The organism is Marinomonas sp. MED121, from assembly GCF_000153025.1.
Lineage (GTDB): Bacteria > Pseudomonadota > Gammaproteobacteria > Pseudomonadales > Marinomonadaceae > Marinomonas.
On the sequence record NZ_CH672429.1, the window covers coordinates 340,136 to 362,594 of the forward strand.

The 22,459-nt window shown below is 41.9% G+C and carries 21 protein-coding genes; 10 read left to right on the top strand and 11 right to left on the bottom strand.

Going from position 1 to position 22,459, the window contains the following annotated elements:
• Positions 1-5: 5 nt before the first annotated feature.
• Complete coding sequence (locus tag MED121_RS01615; protein ID WP_009831838.1) at positions 6-692, bottom strand: hypothetical protein; 687 nt, start codon at positions 690-692, stop codon at positions 6-8.
• A gap of 399 nt (positions 693-1,091) precedes the next feature.
• On the opposite strand from MED121_RS01615, the gene MED121_RS01620 reads away from it, so the two are divergent.
• Positions 1,092-1,736: a DsbA family oxidoreductase gene (locus MED121_RS01620; RefSeq protein WP_009831839.1), complete on the top strand. Its 645-nt coding sequence runs from the start codon at positions 1,092-1,094 to the stop codon at positions 1,734-1,736.
• Between the two features lie 80 nt (positions 1,737-1,816).
• Here the strand turns inward: MED121_RS01620 and MED121_RS01625 are convergent, their stop codons facing one another.
• The 3 genes from MED121_RS01625 to MED121_RS01635 all read right to left on the bottom strand — a co-directional run bounded on the left by MED121_RS01625 (position 1,817) and on the right by MED121_RS01635 (position 4,441).
• A complete protein-coding gene (locus MED121_RS01625; protein WP_009831840.1) occupies positions 1,817-2,293 on the bottom strand; it encodes an OsmC family protein in 477 nt (158 codons plus the stop codon).
• A 35-nt stretch (positions 2,294-2,328) separates the two neighbouring features.
• Positions 2,329-3,639 carry a Na+/H+ antiporter NhaC family protein gene (locus tag MED121_RS01630; protein ID WP_347372374.1) on the bottom strand — a complete coding sequence of 437 codons (1,311 nt, stop codon included), beginning with the start codon at positions 3,637-3,639 and terminating at the stop codon, positions 2,329-2,331.
• A gap of 196 nt (positions 3,640-3,835) precedes the next feature.
• Complete coding sequence (locus MED121_RS01635) at positions 3,836-4,441, bottom strand: pyridoxamine 5'-phosphate oxidase family protein (RefSeq protein WP_036178501.1); 606 nt, start codon at positions 4,439-4,441, stop codon at positions 3,836-3,838.
• Between the two features lie 321 nt (positions 4,442-4,762).
• On the opposite strand from MED121_RS01635, the gene dctP reads away from it, so the two are divergent.
• The 6 genes from dctP to MED121_RS01665 all read left to right on the top strand — a co-directional run bounded on the left by dctP (position 4,763) and on the right by MED121_RS01665 (position 11,103).
• Positions 4,763-5,788, top strand: a complete 1,026-nt coding sequence (dctP, locus tag MED121_RS01640) for a TRAP transporter substrate-binding protein DctP (protein ID WP_009831843.1) — start codon at positions 4,763-4,765, stop codon at positions 5,786-5,788.
• Between the two features lie 134 nt (positions 5,789-5,922).
• Complete coding sequence (locus MED121_RS23510) at positions 5,923-6,453, top strand: TRAP transporter small permease (RefSeq protein ID WP_050764512.1); 531 nt, start codon at positions 5,923-5,925, stop codon at positions 6,451-6,453.
• A gap of 15 nt (positions 6,454-6,468) precedes the next feature.
• Positions 6,469-7,773: a TRAP transporter large permease gene (locus MED121_RS01650; RefSeq protein ID WP_009831845.1), complete on the top strand. Its 1,305-nt coding sequence runs from the start codon at positions 6,469-6,471 to the stop codon at positions 7,771-7,773.
• A 10-nt stretch (positions 7,774-7,783) separates the two neighbouring features.
• On the top strand, positions 7,784-8,278 hold the full coding sequence (locus tag MED121_RS01655; protein ID WP_009831846.1) for an asparaginase domain-containing protein: 495 nt from the start codon (positions 7,784-7,786) through the stop codon (positions 8,276-8,278).
• 15 nt (positions 8,279-8,293) lie between these two features.
• Positions 8,294-9,715 carry an aspartate ammonia-lyase gene (locus MED121_RS01660; RefSeq protein WP_009831847.1) on the top strand — a complete coding sequence of 474 codons (1,422 nt, stop codon included), beginning with the start codon at positions 8,294-8,296 and terminating at the stop codon, positions 9,713-9,715.
• Positions 9,712-11,103, top strand: a complete 1,392-nt coding sequence (locus tag MED121_RS01665; RefSeq protein WP_009831848.1) for an MmgE/PrpD family protein — start codon at positions 9,712-9,714, stop codon at positions 11,101-11,103. The genes MED121_RS01660 and MED121_RS01665 overlap by 4 nt, the downstream gene beginning before the upstream one ends.
• Before the next feature lie 412 nt (positions 11,104-11,515).
• On the opposite strand, the gene MED121_RS01670 is transcribed toward MED121_RS01665, so the two are convergent.
• The 3 genes from MED121_RS01670 to MED121_RS01680 form a co-directional block, all read right to left on the bottom strand.
• A complete protein-coding gene (locus tag MED121_RS01670; RefSeq protein WP_009831849.1) occupies positions 11,516-12,541 on the bottom strand; it encodes a LysR family transcriptional regulator in 1,026 nt (341 codons plus the stop codon).
• Positions 12,542-12,703: 162 nt separating this feature from the next.
• A complete protein-coding gene (locus tag MED121_RS01675) occupies positions 12,704-13,111 on the bottom strand; it encodes an NUDIX hydrolase (protein WP_009831850.1) in 408 nt (135 codons plus the stop codon).
• Between the two features lie 13 nt (positions 13,112-13,124).
• Complete coding sequence (locus MED121_RS01680; protein ID WP_009831851.1) at positions 13,125-14,309, bottom strand: multidrug effflux MFS transporter; 1,185 nt, start codon at positions 14,307-14,309, stop codon at positions 13,125-13,127.
• Between the two features lie 123 nt (positions 14,310-14,432).
• Here MED121_RS01680 and MED121_RS01685 point away from each other — a divergent pair, with 123 nt between their 5' ends.
• A complete protein-coding gene (locus MED121_RS01685; RefSeq protein WP_050764513.1) occupies positions 14,433-15,410 on the top strand; it encodes a LysR family transcriptional regulator in 978 nt (325 codons plus the stop codon).
• A 112-nt stretch (positions 15,411-15,522) separates the two neighbouring features.
• On the opposite strand, the gene MED121_RS01690 is transcribed toward MED121_RS01685, so the two are convergent.
• A complete protein-coding gene (locus tag MED121_RS01690; RefSeq protein ID WP_036178505.1) occupies positions 15,523-16,056 on the bottom strand; it encodes an NAD(P)H-dependent oxidoreductase in 534 nt (177 codons plus the stop codon).
• Between the two features lie 185 nt (positions 16,057-16,241).
• Here MED121_RS01690 and MED121_RS01695 point away from each other — a divergent pair, with 185 nt between their 5' ends.
• Entirely contained in the window at positions 16,242-17,150 is a 909-nt protein-coding gene (locus tag MED121_RS01695) for a LysR family transcriptional regulator (protein ID WP_009831854.1), read from the top strand.
• A 55-nt stretch (positions 17,151-17,205) separates the two neighbouring features.
• Here MED121_RS01695 and parC read toward each other — a convergent pair whose 3' ends face one another.
• Positions 17,206-19,494, bottom strand: coding sequence for a DNA topoisomerase IV subunit A (gene parC, locus MED121_RS01700; RefSeq protein ID WP_036178509.1), 2,289 nt, complete (start codon positions 19,492-19,494; stop codon positions 17,206-17,208).
• Positions 19,495-19,902: 408 nt separating this feature from the next.
• Between parC and MED121_RS01705 the strand changes: the two genes are divergently transcribed.
• Complete coding sequence (locus MED121_RS01705) at positions 19,903-20,607, top strand: cupin domain-containing protein (protein ID WP_009831856.1); 705 nt, start codon at positions 19,903-19,905, stop codon at positions 20,605-20,607.
• Between the two features lie 73 nt (positions 20,608-20,680).
• Here MED121_RS01705 and rimJ read toward each other — a convergent pair whose 3' ends face one another.
• Positions 20,681-21,565 (bottom strand): ribosomal protein S5-alanine N-acetyltransferase, encoded by an 885-nt coding sequence (rimJ, locus tag MED121_RS01710; protein WP_009831857.1) that lies wholly within the window; start codon positions 21,563-21,565, stop codon positions 20,681-20,683.
• A 73-nt stretch (positions 21,566-21,638) separates the two neighbouring features.
• Positions 21,639-22,325, bottom strand: a complete 687-nt coding sequence (locus MED121_RS01715) for a hypothetical protein (RefSeq protein WP_009831858.1) — start codon at positions 22,323-22,325, stop codon at positions 21,639-21,641.
• Between the last annotated feature and the right edge of the window lie 134 nt (positions 22,326-22,459).

Below are 22,459 nucleotides of genomic sequence, written 5' to 3' on the forward strand. Positions count from 1 at the left end.
GCTTATTAAGTGTATTCGCCGGCATATTGCAAATACTTATCTAATACGTTTTTTGTAATAGCCAGCATTTTCCACCTAATTTTCGAGTTCGTAATAGGTGCTGAGACCCAATTTCCATGACGTACAGGGTCAGCATAATTCTTTACTAATTCTGTTATCTCGGAACGATCAGTTCCTAGTGCCTTATGCATATCTTCCCAGCTATTAAAAGAAGACTTTATTCCTTCTATTGCTCTAAAACAATACGTAGCGCAATCTTTTGTATCAGTCATGGCATTCAGGTAATCACGTACTGACAGCCTAAAAAAAACATCCCTCCCAGCAAGGCGATATGCTGCATTGAAAGTAGGTATATGAGGATCAAATCCTAGATGTTCATTAGGAGATTCACCTCTAGGGCGAACGCCAAAAACATGAGGCGTTCCATCTTCTTCAGTAATTTGTACTATTTCAACTGTATAACCACACCCAAGTGAGAAACCTAGAGCTCCGACTATAATATTCGCAATATCTTCCGCTGTAATATGAGCTGCAATCCAACCGTCTAGACTCGGAACATCAAGACTTACTGTGAGTTGAGATGCATCACATTGCACAACAACTTCGCCACCACCTTCTATCTTCATCCCCACTTTACTAAATGATACAGCCGCCCTCTCTGGATGAACTATTCCTGTTGCAAAGTACTTCATTGTGATCACCTAAAACTTTAATAATACACACGCTCGATTTGTCCGACTTATCCACCGCACTCAAAACGTCACATCACTCTTTTTTAGATAAGATTTAAAAAGGAAAGGTTACTTATCAACTAAACACCTTCCTGGCTAAACGTACATACGCCTTATTTCAATCCCTGCTTAATCAGTAACAAAACCATTGTTTCACTACTTTATAACTCATTGATTCTATATGATTTTACACCCGAGACAAAACCGATACAAAGATAAAATCTGTTAAATTTGACGAGGCTCACTTATCCCTCCTCTGACCCCAATCCACAATTTCCAATTTTTTTCACTCTAAGCCCTAACACTCCCTCGCGTAATAAGGTATAAAGCGTCGCAAAGAAACAGACTATTGGAGGCCGTATGGCTGATTTTCGTATCGATATCATTTGTGACACCGTTTGCCCGTGGGCTTACCTTGGTTATTCACGCTTAAAACAAGCGATGGAGCAACTAGGTGATGATTATCGATTTGATATTCGCTGGCAGCCCCTTGAGTTACACCCAGAAGTGTCTACTCAAGGACAAGACAGAATCGAATATTTGACTAGCCGTTTTGGCAGTGAAGAAAGACTCAACGAAGCGGATCACGCGCTGCAGCAAGTAGGTAAAGAAGAAGGCATAGAGTTTAACTTTAGCGATAAGGCTATTATCCCTAATACTTACCTAAGCCACCAGCTTATCCATATTGCCAATACGAAGAAGCTTGGTACTAACCTCGCGTTAGCGCTTTTCCACGCTTACTTTAGCGATGCCAAAGACATAGGTGATGTGGATGTGTTAGCTGAGATTGGTAAGCAGGCTGGCCTTGATGAAGATGCGATTGAAGATGCCTTCACAGAAGAAACTAAGGTGAAAGTTGAGAAGAAGCTAGCGCAATTTAAGAAGCTAGAAATCGATAGCTCGCCGACCTATGTGATTAACGATCAATACGTTATCCAAGGGCCGCACCAAGCGAAAGACTTCTTCAAAGTGATTATGGATATTGCTGAGAAGACACCCGCTTAAGCACGTCTTACGACATAAAAAAGGGAAGCCACTGGCTTCCCTTTTTGCTTTCTGCGATCTTCGCTTTTTTCTTACTTTATTCAGACCAAAGACAAGCGCACTTGGGTTTCGATCTGGGTTTTCACTGAGTTCGCAATAAAACAAAGATCGTGAGCTTGGTGATGCATCTTTTCAAGTTGCTCTAGGCTTGGTTGACGCTCACCCAAGAAAGCCACATAAGGTCGAAGGGTGACTTTGGTCATGGCAATTTTACCCTCTTCGTCTTCTTCCATCACACCTATAGCATCATCTTTATATTCATTAATCAGATAGCGCTTTTTAGCGGCAATAGATAAAAAGAAAAGCATATGACAGCTCGACAAAGAGGTGACAAAGGCTTCTTCTGGGTCGACATTCGCTTCAACCGAATAGGGCAAAGGCACGATATGAGGAGAAGAGGATGCAGGCACACTCAGGCCTCCATCAAAATGCCATTGATGTGCTCGGCTATATTGGTTATCGATAAAACTTTCATCTTCACCTTTGTGCCATTGCACGCAAGCATAATACTCAGACATACCCTCTCCCTAAATGCATCTAGTGATAAAACCGATTAGCGCTTATCTTCCCTTGGCCATAAGAACAGAACAAAGAACAAGGTAATAATCGCAAGAGCCCAACAATAGTAGATACTTGAAACCAAAGCAAAAGGCGAAATAGCGGCGATAGAACTTGCCAATAGAATTTGCGCGCCATAAGGAATCAAGCCCTGTACCACACAAGAGAAAATATCCAGTAAGCTCGCACTTCTGGCAGCACTGACTTGGTATTTCTCGGCAATCTCTTTTGCTACGGCCCCTGAGATGAGAATGGCAATGGTATTGTTCGCGGTCGCAAAGTTCATTAATGCGACGAGCAAGGCAATACAGATCTCACCGGCTTTGGTTTGCATTAAACCTAGATCAGCAAGTTTACTTACCAAGGCTTGTAGTTTGGCTGAGATCCAAGCTAGGCCACCTTCACTTCGCATGAGAGCAGCAAGACCGCCTATCAACAAAGATAGGAGCATGGTTTCTTGCATGGCACCAAAGCCTGCATACACATCTTGGCTAATGCTGGCAATGCCATAGGTTTCTTGGTGGAAATACCCAATACCCGAAGCGAGTAGCAAGCCACTAAAAAGCACCACAAAAACATTGATACCCAAAACGGCCAAAGCTAATACCGCTAGGTAAGGCAAAATCAAGATGTATTCATAGTCGCCCACATCGGCTAATTGGCTATCGGCACCGGCAAAATAAAGGACAACCAAGGTGATGAGTGCGGCTGGAATGGCAAGCTTCACATTCATACGAAACTTGTCTTTCATCTCACAACCTTGGGTGCGGGTTGCCGCAATCGTGGTATCTGAAATGATAGATAGGTTGTCACCAAACATGGCACCACCCACTACACTTGAGATAGCGAGCACTAGCTCGATATCACTGACCTCAGACACACCTAAGGCAACGGGTGCAATAGCAGCTATAGTACCCATTGACGTACCCATGGCGGTGGCAATAAAGGCAGAGATAATAAACAAACCCGGCAGAACAAAACTACTAGGCACACTTGCTAAGGCAAAGTTAACCGTCGCATCAACTGCCCCTATCGACTTCATTACGCTGGCAAAAGCACCCGCTAATAAAAAGATAAGTACCATGGTAATAATGGTGTTATCGCCCACTCCTTTAATAAAGGTATCTAGGGCTTTATTGAAAGGCCCTTTTACCATAAAAAAGGCAATCAGAATGGCGGGTAAAATCGCCACCGGGGCTTTGATTTGATAGAAGGCAAAATCAGTACCTAAGCTTTGATAATAAAGCCCGCTACCAATAAAAAGACTTAAAAATACGAGAAATGGCAAAACTGCCAAAGGGGACACTTTGTTCACTTTGTCAAACGCTCCGAAGGATAATAGAAGTAACGCGCAGAGAATAACTTATGGTGACTCTCAGCGGACGACAAGCTTACGTCACTTCTAAATTATTACCACGCAAAAGGCTTAAGGTATCATGAGAGGAATTCATCTAGTGCATCTCGTCTAGCCCTGCTCATTTGCCTTATCCCTTGTCTGTGCTTTAAAGACCCTGCTTATATCGGGCGATCATGGCCTCTTGGCTTTCTGGCTCTTCATCTATCTTAAGTTGATCATGCATCATTCTACCCATGGTCGGCAGCTTAGAGCGTTCAATTTTCGTGTCTTCAGACCAAAGCTCAGATCGCATTAGCGCTTTAGCACAATGTAAAAAGACCTCTGTCACTTGGATCTCGATACATGAGATAGGTGGTTTTTGATGGGAAGCAAAGAGACTCAAATAATCTTCTCTGGTCGAAATACGCGCTGTGCCATTGACTCTTAAAGTTTCATCCACACCAGGGATCAGAAATAAACAACCAATATTGCCTGTTTCAAGAAGGTTCACCAAGGTATCAAGACGGTTATTCCCTCTTGCATCTGGGATGATGATGCAGTTGTTATTGATCACCTTGATAAACCCAGGCTCACCGCCCCTTGGCGATGAATCTAACGCACCTGATTTAGCATAACTGGATAAGGTGACAAAGGGAGAATGCTCGATAAAGTTAATCGAATGCTTTTCTAATGCATCCAGTTGTTTGTCTTTTGCTCTGCCTTTTGCAAAGCCATAGAGCTCTCTAAGTTGTGCTTCTGATTCAATGTACATAATCATCCTTGCTCATTTTATTTAAAGAAAGTTAAGGCTTTTAGACCTTCTTTGTATTGCCTATTTACTGATCACTTCTAACATTAGTTTACCCACCAAGGCGTTAGGTTGTAACAAGCCTTTTTAGACATTATTACCAGAGACGAACCTAACATCGGCTCTAGTAATACTTAAAATTAGAATTCCCGATGCTAGTAGAGCTTACTTTTGTAAGGGCGTTCAATGGATTTGCCCAAGACGCCTTTAGTCAGGTAGTGAGTGCATCTCATATGTCTTGGCGGACAACTAGAATAAACAATAAAATTAAACCGAGGTAGTCCCATGAGCAGCCCAATTAAACAAATCTTCAAACTAGGTATGGTAGCCGTCACCGCTGGTGCAATTTCTTTAGCAGCAAGTAGCAGTTTTGCTGCAACCAGCTTGCGTCTTTCTCATCCTGCTCCACCGGGATCAGAGCAAGATGATTGGTCAAAAGAGTTTGCCAAGCGTGTTGAGGCTAAAACAGAAGGCCGCGTTAATGTTCGAGTTTACCCTGCAAACCAGCTAGGTGACCTTGAAGAAGTCTATGAGCTTATTCGCTACGGTGTTGTCGATGCCGCTGTACAGTCTTTTTCGACCAAGTATGACAAACGTTTGAATATTTCTTGGTTCCCTTACTCTGTATCAACCTATGACGAAGCGGAAACCTCATGGAGTGATGGTGGCTTTATCTTTGATGTCGTCAATGACCTACTTAAACCGCAAAACATCACCATGCTAGCACCTTATGCAGTGGGTATGGGTGGCATGGCGGTTAGCTCTAATGTAACAAACCCTGCTAACCCAGATGCAAAACATAAAAACCTAAAAATCCGTGTTTGGCCATCAGGTGTGGGTACTCAGCGCCCTGTACTTGAGCGTCTTGGTTATAACACAGCCACCATGCCTTGGGCCGAGCTTTACACTGGGGTTCAAACTGGCGTGATTGACGGCATGATAGGTGGAACACCAGAAAATGCCGTACGTGATTGGAACGGTATTGTTAAAACCTGGTTACAAATCAATAACTTTTTCGAAGTTAACTCTCTCATCATTAATAGCAAAAAGTTCAACACACTGGATAAAGGCGACCAAGCCATTATCCAGAACATTGCCACTAATATGGCCGCAGAACGCTTTAAGCGTGTAGCACAAGCAGATATCGACTATCGCCAACAGTTAACGGACGCTGGCGTGACGGTTGTTACCTTCTCTGATGAAGAGATGAAAGTCTTTTCTGATGCGATTCGTAAAGATGTTTGGCCAAATATCAAAGATGAAATTGGCGATGAACTTTTCCAAAAACTAAGCGCTTACTACAGTAAATAAATCAGGGTTATTGAGTACACCATTGGGCCTAGTGCCCATGGTTGTACTTAGTCATTTGCTTTACAAAAGTGCTTCTTATTGATCGACAAGTAGAAGCACTTTTGAAGTACCACCTAATACAAGGGTTCGCTGCTATGACTGCGACTACAATTAAAAATATGAAAACGGTCAGCCCTCTAACCTCACTTTGGCAATTCAAACTTCGCTTACAGCGTTGGGTACTTTTTGGTATCAGTATTGCTTTTACACTACTTGTTTTTGTCCAAGTAGTGAGTCGTTACATCTTCAACTATTCCATTTTTGGGATTGAAGAGAGCGCCAGCTATTTAGCTGCTGTTATGTACTTTATCGGGGCTGCCTATGGCACTCATGCAAAAGAACATATTTCTGCCAGCATAGTCGACACCTTAGTTAAGCCCGGTCTATTTGTTGATTTCGCTCACTTTTTAACCCGTGTTATTTCTACCTTACTTTGCGCTTATCTATGTTGGGAAACCTGGCAGATAGTGCAATTCAATCTAGAGTTTGACACTCGCTCAGTTGAGCTACGTATTCCCATGGCCTGGGTCTACGGTGGCATGCTAGTCGGCATGCTGCTAATGACTTTATATTTTTTCATCGAAGTCATCGAAGCCTGCACTGACTTTATTAAACACAAAGCTTAATCAAGGATATTCACCATGAGTTCCATTATTCTCTGGGACGTCGCCCTGCTTGTTACCTTAATGGTAATAGGGGTCCCTGTTGCACTGACATTTGTTGCAGCAGCCCTATTTCTTATTGTTATGGGTGAGTACGGCAGTACGTCTTTTCTTATTACCTCTGGGTTTAGCAAAACATCCTCTATGGTGTTATTAGCTATCCCCCTTTATATCCTTGCTGGCTCCATCATGACCAATGGTGGTATTGCCAAACGCTTATTGAACTTAGCGGATAGTGTGTTTGGTCATTATCGAGGAGGGCTGGGTATCGTTACTGTGGTAACCACCGCCATCTTTGGTGCCATTTCTGGCATGGCGTCTTCGGCTGTTGCTGCCATTGGCTCTATCATGATTCCGCGCATGGTCGAAAAAGGCTATGACAGAGGCTATGCCACTTCCTTAGTGTCATGTTCGGCCGTGTTAGCGCTACTTATTCCGCCAAGCGCCACTATGATTTTGTATGGCTGGGTAACAGGCACGTCTATTACCGCAGCCTTTTTGGCCCCTGTTATACCCGCTATTTTATTAATCTGCTTATTCTGTTTTTGGAATTATATCCTGACTCGCAATATGCCATTGGTCGTTGAAGACAAGCCGAGTTTTAAAGAAGCGAGACAAAATATCTTTTTAAAAACTCGTCGTGCGGGTTTTGGCTTAGCCATGCCTTTAATCATCTTAGGCTTTATTTATGGGGGTGTTACGACACCAACAGAAGCGGCCGCGGTTGCCGTTATGTACGCTCTACCTGTGGCATTTTGGATCTATAAAGAGATGACTTGGAACTCTTTTTACGAGGCTGTCTGGAAAGCAGCACAAGTGACGGCTGTCTTAATGTTAGTCATCTTCTGTGCCAGTATGCTTGCCCGCGTATTGACCTTTGAAGATGTGCCTCAGCAAATTTTAGAAAGTCTATTAGCCATTACAGACAACAAGATTTTATTGCTTTTACTGGTCAATCTCTTCCTGCTATTAATCGGTATGTTCATGGAAGATGTATCGGGCATCTTGCTAGCAGCCCCTTTGCTATTACCTGTTATGAATGAAATTGGCGTACACCCTGTTCACTTTGCCGCCATTATCGGGACTAACTTAGGCATGGGATTAATCACACCACCTACTGCCCCCATACTCTATTTCGGCACACTTATAGGTGGCGTCAAATTACCTCAAATCATCAAACCGACTCTGGTCTTTGTATTTTTGACCTATCTACCGGTTGTGATGCTAACCACCTTTATACCTGAATTGGCACTTTGGTTGCCTCGCCTAATCACTGGGCTTTAATGGAGTTTATATGACTAATCCAATCAATTTTCACCTAATTACAACAGGCGGTACCATAGATTCTTACTATGACCCAGACCAATGTGGGCCCCTGTGTTTTGAGCAAAGTGTATTGCCAAAATACCTAGAGCAACATTGTGCGCTTGATAAAGATGCATACCAATTTAGTCAGGTATGCATGAAAGACAGCCGTGAAATGACCACCTCAGACAGAGAGGATATGTTGGCAGCCATTGTTAATAGCCAGACCAAGGCCATTGTATTAACCCATGGCTCCTTCACCTTGTTTGACTTAGGACGTTTTTTACAAAAGCACAAAGCAAGTTATGCCGGAAAGACCGTGATTTTAACGGGCTCTTTACGCCCGATTGATGGCTTCACCTATAGTGATGGTTTGTTTAATTTAGGCGCAGCTTGCTTGGCGGCTCAATATGCTCCTGCGGGAATTTATATCTGTATTCAAGGGCGTCTTTATGGCCCTGAAGAACGCGAATTGTGGCACTAGGTTAGGAGAAAAATAATGCGAATTGAACATGATGCACTAGGCGAGCGCCAATTAGAAGAAACCCTTTATTACGGTATTCAAACCCTAAGGGCAAAAGAGAACTTTGATATTTCTGGCAAAACCATTTCAAACATACCCAGCTTTGTCGAAAGTATTATTCAGATTAAAAAAGCAGCGGCAATGGCAAATCATAAAGCCCAAGTGCTGGATGAGAACTTATGTAAAGCCATTTGTCAGGCTGCAGATGAAATGCTAGCAAACCCTGATCCCGCTAATTTTGTCGTCGATATTTATCATGGCGGCGGCGGCACATCGGCCAATATGAATATCAATGAGGTGTTAGCAAATCGCGCTAACGAGATCATGACAGGTCATAAGGGTTACGATCAAGTTCACCCGAACACCCATGTCAACATGGGTCAATCGACCAATGATGTTATACCAGCGGCCATGAAGATGGCGGTATTTAATTCCTTAAATGATCTTGAAAGCGTTTTGACCAACTTTGTTATTTCCTTGCAGAAAAAGGAAACCGAATTTAATGACGTCGTTAAGTTAGGACGCACCTGCTTTCAAGATGCCCTACCGACGACCCTAGGTCAGCAGTTTAGTGGTTACCGTAATGGCTTTGAAAGAATGATTAGCGAGTTGCATGACATTAAAGCCTCCTGCTTAGAATTACCGCTTTCAGCCACAGCTGTCGGCACCGAGTTTGGCACCTTCCCAGGTTATAAAAGCTTTTTATTTAGCGCCCTTGAAGAGGTAACTCAAACCCGCTGGACCGTTGAGCACAATTTATTCGACGGTCTACAAAATGCAGATATTTGGATAAAAGTCTCAGCCATTATTAAGGCCATTGCCCTTAACCTTAATAAGCTTGCAGGTGACTTACGCTTAATGTCATCCGGCCCAAGAGCGGGATTGGGGGAGATAACCATCCCTGCAGTACAGCCTGGCTCTTCTATTATGCCGGGTAAAATCAACCCTGTGATGCCAGAAATGGCTATGCAGGTTTACTTTAGAGTACTCGGCAATGATTTGGCTATCACCCGTGCTTGTGAGGGTGAGCTGGACTTAAACGTATGGGAGTCTTTGATACTAAATTGCGTATCAGAGTCTTGTGATTTATTAGGCGCTTGCATGCCTTTATTGGCCAGCAAATGCATTGATGGCATCAAGGCAAACGCAGAAAAATGTCAGCAAGATGCCGAAAATTCGCTCGCGCTTTCAACCGTTATTGCAACCTTATTTGATTACCAAACTGCCTCTAAATTGGCTAAACAAGCCGATGCAGAAAAGAAGACTATCAAGCAAGTCGTCATCGAATCAGGCATTTTATCGCCAACGGAAGCAGAACGTTACCTATCGCCACTGACCATGACCTCGCCAGAGAAGTTTAACCAACTTTATAGCACTAAGCGAAGGAGTGAAAAATGAGCACCCAAGCGCCACTTCTAATACAAGCGTCACGCTTCTTAGAAGGGATTCGCTATGAACAACTTCCAGCAGATGTGATACAAACAGCTAAATATGCTGTGCTTGATTATATTGGGGTGGCTATTCCTGGCAGTGATCAAGCCGTTGCTCAAAACCTATTAAATTGGGCGAAACAAAGAAGTTGGGGAAGCTCTGCGTGTGTCATTGGCAGTGAAGCTAGACTTGATGTCGAGCACGCAGCCTTAGTGAATGCGGCAGCAGGCCATGCTTTAGACTTTGACGATACCAGTTGGGCCACAATCGGCCACCCAACAACGGTTATCTTACCCGCCCTTTTGGCCTTAGCAGAACAAAAAGAGAGCTCGGGTAAAGCACTACTTTTAGCTTATATTGCAGGGGTTGAAGTCGCCCATAAAGTTGCAGACCTGATGATGCCTGAAACCTCTGAAAACGGTTGGCACACGACAGGGGTTTTTTATGCGCTAGGGACAGCTGCGGCGGCCTGTCAGTTATTGGCCTTAGATCAAGAGACAACAACACGTGCACTGGCCTTATCTTTATCAAAAAGTGGTGGGATTCGAAGTAATTTTGGTACCCAAGCTAAACCTTATCATGCAGGTATGGCGGCAAAGGCAGGGCTAGAAGCTATTAGCCTTGCCCAAAGCGGGATTACCTCTTCAAGTACGGCGCTAGAAGGCGTTGATGGGTTTATTCAATGCTATGCCAGCCAAGCCTTAGCAGAAAAAGCACGCCGTATGGCTAAACCTATTTTATTCGGTGCGAGTTGGGATTTAAGTACTAAAGGTTATGCTTATAAAAAGTATCCCAATTGCAGTGGTAATCACCCGGCTTGCGATAGCATATTAGCCCTGGTTGAAAGCCAGAAAATCACTTGGCAGGAAATCGCTTCTATCCATTGTGGTGTAAGTTTATTGGGCCCGAAAGAGCTTGTATGTCATCAACCACAAACACCGGTTGAAGCTCGCTTTTCGATCGAGTATTCCATAGCCTGTGCGCTTATTTATGGTCAAATCACCTTGGATGAATTTACTGAAGCAAAAATTCAAGACCCCAGAGTGCAAGACATGATGGGCAAAATCAATATGTCAGTGGATAAAGAGCTAGAAAAGCTGGGCTTTATTGGTACTGCTCCCGTCAAGATTAAAATACTGAAAAATAATGGTGAGGTGATCTTATTAGAGAATGATCTTGCCAGAGGCAACCCTGAAAAACCTTTCACACAAGCGGAATTCTTTGACAAGTTTAAAGCATGCGTAAAAGACAAAATGCCCCTTGATAAAGCTGACACCTTGTTAGATCAACTTATTCATTTAGAGCAAATAAAGTCAGTAACCAGTATTACCGAGTTAATTAGCGATTTAAATTAATGGATACTTTTCATTAGTAAATTTGATTGAAAACTTTTATCGTTTTTATCGAAAAGGTTTTACCGTTTTTAAAATTTCAGTTTGAATGATCAGTTTTATCATTTATTTAAAGGTGTTATTTATAACTTTTAATATTAATTTCAGCTTTAATCTAATTCACTAAAAATAGTGATAAGCGAGGATTTAAGCATTAGGATATTTTTAACCTTCTTTATTCTCGAAAACTAGCTTGCTAGTTTTCTTTTTGGGGTGATGGCTTTGGCTGTTACCCTTTTTTTATGCTCAAATTTTTTATTAAGAATAATGATCAAGTTAAGGCGACAACTAAGCTTTCTCGCCTTAATTTGAAGATAACAGCACCTAGGTTTATAGCATCCTTATACTATTTAATATGCTATTGATCAGGTTTTTCCTATTTTGCTGCTTTTTCTCGCTGACACGCAAGCTCAACTGCTTTTTCATCAATGACAATATCGTCCAATGACCAAGGGAAATTTTTCTTAATTTCGGGCAGCAAGTTAATGCTTAATTGATGGGCACACTCTGCCAAAATCATCTCCACCAAACTTAAAAACTCTTGGTGGCGAGTTACGATATATATCTCTCGACTAAAGAGAGGTTGAGGTGCTGGCTGAAGATGTACGTCGCCCAATACATCCTTACATTGCATTAAACACAAGGGAGTAGAGAGTGCCCAACCCAGCCCATCTGCCACCATAGACAATACGACCCGGGTGGTATCTGCTTCTATTTTAAAAGGAACGGACATACGCATTCGTGAAAAATGCGTATCAACGACACGCCCCGAGGCTGAACGTCTGGAATACCTAACAATAGGCAGTTTATATGAGATAAGTTGTTGCCAAGTAACGGCTTTATCAACTAATTCAGAATTTTTTGGTAATACTAAGAGGTGGGGTTCTTGGCATAAAAAGTAACGACTTAACCCTTCAACACCATCAAGGGGGTCACTGGTGATAATGATGTCTACTTCACGATTTAAAAGATCTTGCGCTATGTTGGGAGAGATCCCACTTAATACTGATACTTGACGTGTTTGAGCGGTTAACAAACGAATTAAGGCGGGCGCTACATTGGTCGACAAGGAGTCAATGACGCCAATTTTCACAATGGGTTTAAGCTCATTTTGCTCACGAATTTGTGAGACCACATGCTCAATTTCAGCGAACTGCCCTTCTAATACTTCCCTTAGCATAACCGCTTCTGGCTTAAGCATAATTGGCCTGACTTCACGATCAAATAAGGTCACACCTAATGATTCTTCTAACTTCTGAATATTTTGCGACACAGAGGACTGGCCTAAACCCAAGGCCTTTGCAGCCTTTGTAAAACTTTGATGTTGGCACACGGCCAAGAAGGTATCCAGAGTTGTACTATGAAGTAATGAATGAACACTGTGACGAGAAGAAGAGAGCATAATTTTTTCTTATTTTAAATAAGAAAGATTAGCACAAAAAACACAACAATTTAAAATATTCTTTTTATTTATAAGACACTTTATTTCTATTAGGAAGAAGCTTCCTTTTTATCTTCCTATTAAAAGAAATATTTTTTTCATTTTATATAATATATATAAGCCTCAATCTAAAATAAAGCCTTGTGCTTTTAGGTTGACTAAAGAAGTAAATAAAGGTTTGGGTAAATCCTGCCAATCAAACCACTGCCATCCTAAGCATTTATCTGGTTCATTAAGTTTTAATTCTCCACTTATTTTTTTAGCCCGTAAAAATAGCGTGACATAATGTTTATCCACCTCACTAAAAAGATCATTCGTGACTCCCACACAGGTCAATTCAGAAATGGTGAGATTAGTTTCTTCTTTCGTTTCCCTTATGGCGCAGTCTTCAAAGGTTTCACCAAACTCAAGGTGGCCGCCTGGTAAGCCCCAAGTGTTTGCCCCATGGGCACCAATACGATGCCCCAGCAAAACCTTACCTTCTTTTACTAACAGGACACCAATACCGACTTGAACCCTTTTATCCTGCACCCTGTCTAACCCTCTAAGCGGCTTCTTCTAATTTAAATAATGCCTGATCACTATAAGAATGTAACCCGAGCCAAATCAGAGGTAAACACATCACCAAGGCAAAATTAACCATAGGGCCAAAAGGTAATAGGTTAACCAAACCAACGAGTACGGCTGCACCTGTCATCTGAAAAAAGCCAAGCAAAGCGGATGCTGTCCCTGCTCGCTCAGCAAATGGCGCTAATGCACCGGCATTTGAAACAGCAAACACAAGACTAATACCCACACTCGAAATGAACACAGGTATCATTAATGCCAAAGGCGCTAGGCTATCTTGGGCAACAAATAGCCAGATGCCAGCAACGAGCGCAAGGCCAACTGACGCTTGAATCGCTAATTTACGCCCTATTCTATCAACGAGTTTTGGTGCAGAAAAAGACGCAGTAATGTTCACTAAGGCATTAGCGCCAAACCAAAGGGAGAAAGCAAACGTAGACTGCTGCATGACGACCATCAGCTGCACCGACACCATACTGATGTAGGCAATAATAATCGCCATAAATAACATGACCATACCCGCATGAAAGCGAAATTTAGAACTCTCTAGAATTGGCTTATATCTGGCCAGACTAATCAATTTCTTCTGTTTAACCGTATTTACTGGCAAGGTTTCAGGCAATTTTAGAATCACTAATAAAGCCATTAAGATGGCATAGGCATACATTAGGATAAATCCAGATTGCCATCCCCACCAAGTCAATAAGATCCCGCCTAGCATGGGCGCAAGGGCAGGAATCACACAAATAACGCCATTTAGATAACTATAAATGCGACTGGCTTTTTCCAAACTATAGCTGTCACGTACACCAGAGATTACGCACACAGAAATGGCACAAGCACCAAAGCCTTGTAATACCCTTGATAACCAAAGCACTTCAACCACAGTCGCTAATGAGGCTAATAATGCGCCGCTAAAGTACAGGGCAATACCAAATAACCCTAAGGGCTTGCGTCCATACCGATCGGCTAAAGGCCCAGCAATTAGCTGGCCAATTCCCATGGCAGATAAGTAGATAGCAACCGAGGCTTGCACCCCATCGACATGAGTATTCAAGGATTCAGCAATCGCAGGAATGGCAGGTAAATAAACATCAATCCCAAGGGGGCCTAATAAAATAATTAACAAGAATAAATAAAGAGATGGTGCTGGTTGAGCCATATCAAGAGTCCAAAGTAAAACGCGAAAATACAAGAATCATTTCAAAGGCCGCATTTTAGTTTCCTTAATAGATGAAATATAATGATTTATTCTCCTAAACTTGTTTCCAATTTGGAATGTTTTATGCAGCTTGCTCAAATCGACCTTAATCTCCTCAAACTTATGCTCATCCTATTAGAAGAAGGCAGTGTTAGCCGCGCGGCTTATCAACTTAATCTAAGCCAATCAGCGATCAGTAAACAGCTAACTAAGCTCAGAGAACAAGTCGGTAGCGCCCTTAAAGATCCTCTATTTATTAAGGCAGGCACAGGACTAAAAGCCACTGCTAAGGCACAAGCAATGGAGCAACCTTTAAGAGAATGGTTAAGATTATACTGTCAGATGATGGTCCCTAATCACTTTGACCCTCAACAAGATGAGAGGGAATTTAAAATATCCATTGCCGAGAATGCCTTTCCTGTGGTGGTACCAGGCTTTATGCAATCATTAACTCAAGCTGCGCCAAAACTAAAATTAAATATTGCCAAAACGCACTCTAAAAGTTTGCAACTAGTAGAACAAAGCCAATTAGATTTACTCATTATTGCTAGGGATACTGACTTAAGAGCAGGTTTTCCTTGGCACATCAATCATTTACCTGAAGTCCCTAGAGTAACGCTTTTTGAAGATGAGAATGTCTGCTTAGTCAGAAAAAACCATCCCGTGTTAACTCATCCATGGAACCTAGAAAGCTTTTTAAGTTTATCTAGGATTAAGATCAGTGTTGAAGAGCAAACCCGTTGGTTGTTAGATGAAGTGCTATTAGCGCAAGGAAAAGAGAGCCCTGATATGGCGGTCGTTGCTGACTTTCACAGTGCTGCACTGCTCGCTCAGCATTCTGACATGAGTATGATCTGTACCTCAGCCTTTGCCAATCAACTATGTGAAAGATACGAGCTTAAAATGCTACCTATGCCCTTTCATTTAGGGCCGGCTAAATACTTTATGCTGTGGCCAGAAACACAGGAAACTAACCCAGCCCATATTTGGTTAAGGGAGTTTATTCAGAAAAAATGCCTTGAAAGTGTCAAAATAAACCCACCAGCACCACTGGACTCATAAGTTTCAAACACTAAAAAGCCATCAAACACTAAAAAGCCATCAAGCAATTAACATTGATGGCTTTATCCTGCGCTGTTAACCCAAGCTTTTTATGCTGGATCTTTCAAAAAAGCTATACCAGTTGAGCCAATGCAGACTCTAGTTTGTCTTTAAGCTCTAAGTTCGTTAACTCACCTTTTTCAAGGTCAAAGTTGTCATAAAAGCTTGGGATAGAAAGATCCGCTTTTACATTACCCGCAAAATAAGGTGCCGATGTTTTCGCTTGAGCAAGCACAGTCGCTGCACCGCCAGGGCCTGGTGAGGTTGCTAATAAAACCGTTGGTGTTTCTTGGTAGACCTTCATATCAACACGTGATGTCCAGTCAAAGGTGTTTTTATAAGCTGCGGTGTAAGTACCATTGTGCTCAGCAAAGGAAATAATCAAAGCATCCGCTTCGCCAATTTTTGCATAAAAGTCTTTTGCCAATTGAGGTAAACCTGAGGCATTTTCCCTATCGCTGCTGTAAATAGGCATTTCAAAATCATTTAGGTCTAAAATCTCAACTTCTACATTGTCTTTTTGACCCAGTAGGCTGGCGGCATAACTTGCTAATTGCTTGTTTAGAGATTGAGTGCTGTTACTTGCTGCAAAGGCTAATACTTTCATAATGTTTCTCTCATCTAATTCAGTGTGAAGCTGCATCAAATTGGTGTGCAGCTGATCGATGAAGTTATATTAGACTATCAACACTTAATGATTAATCCATATTTTGTAGAATGATAATTTCCATTTGGCTCTTAATCAGAAAAAAGGCACACTAGAGTGAATCGCCTAAATTAGAATTTAAACTTATGACCTATAACGCACAACTTTTAGACGGCATGGTAGTTTTTGTCGAAGTCGTCAATAGCGGTAGCTTTACTCAAGCGGCTCAAAACAGCGGCCACTCTACCTCTTATATCAGTAAAGAGATTCATAAACTAGAAGCCAGATTAGGTTTAAGGTTAATGCATAGAACCACTCGTTCTTTAAGTTTGACTCCTGAGGGAGAAGCTTATTATCAACAATGCTCCCTCATCATTAGCCAAGCAGAGGAAGCAGAGTCGGCCCTAAGTGGACAACAGCTTGAGCCCAAAGGCGATTTGCGCATTAGCTGTCCGACTAGCTTTGCTCTCTCTCAAATGCCCTGCATCATTGCTAATTTTCTGGATAAATACCCGTTGGTTAATCTGGATGTGGATCTCAATAACCGTAAGGTTGATATGATTACAGAAGGCTACGACATTCTCGTAAGGGGAGCGCATCAACTTGATGATTCTAGCCTTATTAGCCGTAAGGTATATGCCTCCCATGCGGTTACCATTGCGGCACCAAGTTATTTAGCCAAATACGGGGTACCTCAACATCCGAATGATCTGATTAATCATCAAACCATTTCCTACTCTTATCTTAAACAGCCCAACATTTGGCAGTATGTAGACGAGCATCAAAAATCATTTCAGGTACCGGTTAAAAGTCGCTTAATGACCAATAATTCTGAACTAGAGTTAGATTTATGCGTCGCTGGTAATGGTATTACCCGATTACCAAGGTTCAGTTTAAAAGATGAGTTAGAAACAGGGAAGCTGGTGCAACTGTTTGAAGAATACGATAAGCATAAAATTGATATCTACCTTATCTATCCAAGTCGCAAGCATTTATCATCAAAAGTACGCTGCTTTATCGATTTTGTCAGTGACGCCTTAAATCAAGATGGTTAAGCCTATTGTAATAACAAAAAAGGGCCAATCGGCCCTTTTTTATACGCCTTTTAAACTAGATTAAAAGGTCAGATTGAGCTTGGGCACTTTTACCCTCACCTTGTTTCACTTCAAGCGCATCCACACGTTGGAAGCCCCTAGGCAGTTTCAGACCACGACGACCTCGTTCACCCAAGTATTCATTTAGGTCTTTTTGAGTAAATGACATAAAACGCTTGCCTGAATGAGCCTGCAATAAGTCATCCGCCAACACACTTGCCATGGCCACCACATACTCTTCATGGCTCGCTGCACGAGAGGCTTGGATGCTAATCATCTTGTTACCCTTACCTTTCGCCATTTGCGGTAATGAATCTGCTTTAAAGGCGAGCATACGACCCTCATTAGAGGTCACTACTATATGAGAGCTTGCAGGATCAGAAACGCTAATTGGCGTGAGCACTTTCGCCGAAGTCGGTAAGGTTAACGTTGCCTTACCCGCTTTGTTCTTAGCATGTAGATCACCTAGCTTGGCAATAAAGCCATAACCTGCATCACTGGCAATTAAGTAGAATGTATTATCAGCATTCAACATGGCAGCCACTATGGTGACATCTTTCTCTAAGCTAATACGCCCTGTAATTGGCTCGCCCTGACCCCTTGCTGATGGCAAGGTATGCGCTTTGATTGAGTAGCTACGCCCATTAGACGCAAGCAATACCAAGGTCTGATTACTACGACCTTTACAAGAAATGGAGAATTCATCTCCAGACTTGTAGTTAAGCGCCAGTGGATCAACATCATGGCCTTTAGCTGAACGTATCCAACCTTGTTTAGAGATAACGACAGTCACAGGGTCGTTAGACAGTAAATCTTCTTCACTGAAAGCCTGGGACTCTTTACGCTCGACAATGGGTGTACGTCTTTCATCACCATGGGCATCCACGGCTTCTTGAATTTCTTCACTGATAAGTTTTTTAAGTTTACGATCAGAACCTAATAGTGCTTCAAGTTGTTTACGCTCTTTCTCAAGCTCATCTTGCTCACCTTTAATACGCATTTCTTCTAATTTAGCAAGATGACGTAATTTTAATTCCAAGATGGCTTCAGCCTGAATATCCGTTAACCCAAAGCGCAACATTAATTCGACTTTCGGTTTTTCTTCATTACGGATAATTTCAATCACTTCATCAATATTTAAAAAGGCAACTAATAAACCTTCCAAAATATGCAGGCGATTGAGTACCTTATCTAAACGGAATTGCAAACGCTTACGTACCACATCGATACGAAATTTCAGCCACTCAGTTAAGAAGTCTTTTAGCCCCTTCACATGGGGTAGACCATCTAAGCCGATCACGTTCATATTGACTCGATAAGAACGTTCAAGATCAGTCGAAGCAAACAAGTGCGTCATGACAGCCTCAACATCCACTCGATTTGACTTAGGTACTAACACTAAGCGAGTCGGGTTTTCATGATCTGACTCGTCACGTAAATCCACTATCATAGGCAGCTTTTTAGCTTGCATCTGTGCGGCTATTTGTTCGAGTATTTTTGAACCTGAGGCGTAATGAGGTAACTCTTTGATGACAATGTCACCCTCTTCCATCTCATATCGAGCACGGGCTTTAATCTGCCCTTTACCTGTTTCGTAAAGCTTTTTGATATCGTTACGCGGTGTTGTGATTTCACCCCCCGTAGGATAATCCGGCCCCTGTACAAAGTTCATCAGATCATCAAGATCAGAATTAGGATTATTTAGCAGGTGAATACAAGCGTTGCCCACTTCCGTTAGATTATGAGGTGGAACGTCGGTTGCCATCCCCACCGCAATACCTGTCGTACCGTTTAAAAGCAGGTTAGGCAATCTTGCTGGCAAAACGGATGGCTCTTTAATAGTGCCATCAAAGTTTGGTACCCAATCCACTGTTCCTTGCGATACTTCACGCAGAAGAACATCTGAATATTTTGATAAACGGGATTCTGTGTAACGCATTGCGGCAAAGGACTTAGGATCATCTGGTGCCCCCCAGTTGCCCTGTCCGTCTACAAGCGGATATCGATATGAAAAAGGCTGTGCCATTAACACCATGGCTTCATAGCAGGCGCTGTCACCATGGGGGTGAAACTTACCTAATACATCACCCACAGTACGGGCCGATTTTTTATACTTGGCTGTGGCTTTAAGGCCCAGCTCGCTCATGGCATAAACAATACGTCTTTGTACCGGCTTCAAACCATCACCAATATGCGGTAAAGCGCGATCTAGAATGACGTACATGGAATAATTTAAATAGGCTTTTTCTGTGTATTCCTGCAGGGACAGTGTTTCGTTCTGCTCGAAATTTGACAACTCGCTCAAGGATGGTTTCCTTCTTACAAAATTTGGCCAGCGCTTAGTAAAGCTAAGACTCTGCTTCCCTAAATTTAATTAGGATGAAAAATATGAGCTCTACTATAAAGAATTGGCCCCAATGCTAGCAACTTTATCTAAAAGATAATGCTAAATTAAGCGCTTAGGTGAAAAAATCCTTTTAGATTGGCTAGAATTTCAACATATCTAGCCTGATTACCTAACTCAACAGGACTCGCGTTAAAGGAAGACACCTAGGTTAAATCTCAACTATTTTAGCGACACATGAAAACAGTAAGATCCATTCATAGTCTTCTTAACTTAATTAACATTGATTTTTTGCTTTAGGAATTTAAAAATACGACATAATAGACAATCATGTCAGGATCTTAGATTAACCCGGTTAAAGGATATGCAATGAGTTTATCAAGTCAGCCAGATACTGATTACCAATGGCCTGTTCACGCCCTTGGTAAAGAAAGTAAACGGCGGATTTTATGTGATGAGAGTCAATTTAGAATTTACCATGAAACTCTCTTGCAAGATGAGCAGCATAGTCGCTTTTATCAGTTTCCTAACGATGCCTTTGTTTTTATTTTAAAAGGTCAGGTTTACTTAAGTGATAATCAAGCTGGACTTGCGTTAGAGCAATATCAGGGGAGCTGGATTAGCCCTGACCAAGCTCATAAGCTCGTTTTGCTCAGCCCTCATCTGGAGCTTTTAATTATTGCTTATCAGGGTAATCTTGCCCCTTGTGCTCAGGCGCTTTATCTAGAGAGTCAAACGATCGAGAACAAGCCCATCACATCAAATCAAATTGAAAGGCAGATGCTTAGCCAAGTTGAAAGCTTAAGTATCGAGCTCGAAAATTATCCTGGAAAGCAAACAGAGCACCTACACTATCACAGACAGTCCGGCCAATTTATCATTACTCTTGAAGGCGAAATGGGATTAAATGTTAACCACGCTGAGGTGACAATTGAGCCCTATGACTGGGCGTTAGTAAAAGCGAAGCAAAGGCATTTTTTAAAAAACAACCAAACAGAATCAAGCCTTTGTTTAAGTATTTATAGCCCACCACCGGCCAAAGACAGGGTCTTGGTTCTCAAGAAAAATGACTGATTTTTACTTCATCACACGATGCTTAATAAAGCCTTCCTCAGGCTAAGGTCGTTTTACTAAAGCCTTCCTCAGGCTAAGGTCGTTTTACTAAAGCGGTTAAAATATGATCTTCCCATTTACCTGCTATTTTAAGGTAATCCTTCGCCCGACCTTCTTCTGTGAAGCCTAAGCGCTTTAAGACTGCCCCACTGGCGCTATTTTTAGGCATATAATTGGCCATGATACGGCTAATGTTTTGCTCTTTTTGCATGTATTCAATCCCTGCGGTCAGTGCCTCATGCATAAGCCCTTTCTTCTGTTCTGCTTCGGCCAAGCTATAGCCTAAATAACATGCATGGAAGACACCTTGCACTAGGTTGGAAAAATTACAATAGCCTAAAATTTTGCTCTCTTCTGGATTTAAAAAGAAAAAAGCAAAGGCTTGATGCTGTAAAAAGTCTTTACGACATTGACGAATTCTTTGTTTACTTGTTTCTAGTTCATAGTAGGACTCGTGCCGTGACGGCTCCCACTCATTAAAAAACTTTCGATTTTGGCACACATAATCATGTAGGAGCGGCGCCTCATCTAAGGATAAAATCTTAAGCACGCCACGCTCAGTTTTGAGCCTAGGAAAACGCGGTGCAACATACTCATTTTGCTTAGCCACAAACTGGCTTTGATCTAAGACTTGTACAATTCTCAGTTGATAAGCTTCAAACCAAAAATTTTCACCAAGGTGGGATGCTCGTGTATTGAGTGTATGTTGCTGCCAAGCTTCAATAGCAGCTAAGTCTTGCCAATAGGTGATATGGATATTTTCTTCATCCAGAGCCTGCTCTGAGCCTAAAAAGCCCTTTTGCTGGGCTGCAACATGCAGCATTTTATCCATCATAATTTCAAATGCGGCATGGGCAGCATTTAATTTGACCGTAAAAATAGCGGCATAATAGGGTAACTCAACCGATTCACTAAACATCAAGCGACTTCCTTATAAGCAGTTAGGCGAGCAGGTTAACATTTCATTCAGTTCAATTTTTTTACAATGGGGTTTAGACAGTCCAAAAGTGACAAATAAGCTGTCGAAATGCCAATGTATCATCATGGGATTGTAGCGATTGACGACATTTAATTGCAGTATCGGCACCAATTTTATCTTCAAATAAGTCAACGATAGCTAAAATGTAATCTTGTGACATTTCAGGGTGCCCTTGCGTCGTTAGCACCTGCTGTTGATGGTGAGTGACATAATATGGGCAAAATTCACTCCCTGCTAAAACGTCAAATCCCTTCGGCATTTGCGCCACTTGATCTTGATGAAAACTCAGTAAACTAAGTGGTTTGTTTTCAGCCATCCAGGTAGTTTGATAATGGCCAATTCCCCAACCTTTATCAGACTTAGCGACTTTACCACCTAGCGCCATTGAAATCGCTTGATGCCCAAAACAAACCCCCACTAACTTCTTACCTGACTCAAAAATTTGCTGAATCTTTGCAAAAAGTGGCGCTAACCAAGGATGATCTTCGTACACGCCGTGTTTACTACCAGAGACAATAAAGCCGTCATAATCCGCTATAACAGGGAAAAAACCGGTCTGATTTTCTTGATATAAATACACAGGAAAGACATCTAATTGATCCTCTTTATTAACAAGATGGTGAAACATATCCTGATAATGGCCGAACTTATCTTGTAATTCGGCACTAATATCATCACAAAGTAGCAAGGCTATTTTCATTCTTTTTCCTATCACAAAAGTCACTATCTTAACGGACAGTTACAAATTAAAATTGAAGAAAGTTCATTAAAAAACGCGAGAAATCAGAAGTTTGTCTATAGTTAAAAGTGACAGGTAATTATGGCTTTTGATTT